The following is a 1384-nucleotide window of genomic DNA, read 5'->3' on the forward strand; positions in this document are numbered from 1 at the left end:
TAAAGGAATATCAGGCAGGGCATTTTGGATATATCACGCTGGCTAGGAAGCATGGCATGGCAGACAGTACACCGATTAAGAGATGGGTCAAACTTTACGAAAAGTTTGGAATGGAAGGTTTAAGGAAGAAACTTCACAGGAGGAATTATTCTGTTCAATTTAAGCTGGATGTACTAAGCTTTATGAAAAGAACAGGTTTTTCAGAAATGGAAACAGCCCTTCATTTTGGGATAACAAATTCTCCGATGATCGCTTCATGGAAAAAAGCTTTTAATGAAGGTGGTGCTGAAGCTCTGGGAAACCCGAAAGGACGGCCACCTATGTCTGATAAAGCGAAGAAGAGAAAAAAGAATGAAACAAATAAAACGGAAATGACCCAGGAACAAAGGCTGGAAAGAGAAAATGAACTTCTCCGACTTGAGGTTGAATACCTAAAAAAGTTGCGGGCTTTTCAGATGGATCCGGAAAGTTATCTCGAAAAGCACAAGCAGCGTTATCATTCGAGCTCAAAGAAACGTACAGATTAAAAGATATCCTAACGATCGTTGGTATTCCGGAATCCTCCTATCATTATCATATAAAAACGATGAAGAAGGAAAATCCAGACGAGGAACTTGAAGAAAACATCCAATCCATTTTTCAAGAAAATGATGGCAATTATGGCTACCGCCGAATTCATTTGGAATTGAGAAATCGAAGATTTATTGTAAATCATAAGAAAGTTCAACGCCTCATGAAGAAACACGGACTTAGGGGAGATAAATTCCAACGAAAAACGCGCAAGTACAGTTCTTACAAAGGTAAGATCGGTACGATTGCCAAGAACCGAATCAATCGTCGCTTTCAGACAACGGTATGCCATCAAAAATTAACAACAGATATAACAGAATTCAAGTGCTTAGAGGGGATAAAACTGTATCTAAATCCAATTATGGACCTGTTTAACGGCGAAATTCTTTCCTATGGAATGAGTATGCGTCCAACCCTCGAACTAGCCATTGCCCCTCTTGAGGAAGCCCTGGAAATCGCAAAGGATTCAAAGTACAGAACCACGATCCATAGTGATCAGGGATGGCATTATCAGCATAGAAAATGGGTCAGCCTTCTAAAGAAAAACAAGGTGTTTCAGAGTATGTCACGAAAAGGAAACTGCATTGATAACTCACCTATGGAGAACTTCTTTGGCCTATTAAAACAAGAAATGTATCATGGTCAGCGACGATGCTCGTTTGAAGATTTAAAGAAGCGAATCAAAGAATATATCAATTATTATAATAACAAGCGTATTAAACAAAAATTGGCCGGTATGAGTCCCGTTCAATACCGGATACACACCAGCCAATTAACTGCATAATAAAAACTCTAACTTTTCGGGGTCACTTCA

At 39.2% G+C, this 1384-nt stretch carries 2 protein-coding genes; both read left to right on the plus strand.

All coding sequences use genetic code 11. The features are described 5' to 3' along the window. A partial coding sequence (locus ABHN01_RS23020) for a helix-turn-helix domain-containing protein (RefSeq protein ID WP_429877471.1) occupies window positions 1-527 on the plus strand: 527 nt, incomplete at its 5' end. Further along, window positions 428-1354, plus strand: a complete 927-nt coding sequence (locus ABHN01_RS23025) for an IS3 family transposase (RefSeq protein ID WP_139223452.1) — start codon at window positions 428-430, stop codon at window positions 1352-1354. The genes ABHN01_RS23020 and ABHN01_RS23025, both read left to right, overlap by 100 nt. Window positions 1355-1384: the final 30 nt, after the last annotated feature.

This window comes from Fictibacillus sp. NRS-1165 (assembly GCF_050468105.1).
GTDB lineage: Bacteria > Bacillota > Bacilli > Bacillales > Fictibacillaceae > Fictibacillus_C > Fictibacillus_C terrinigri.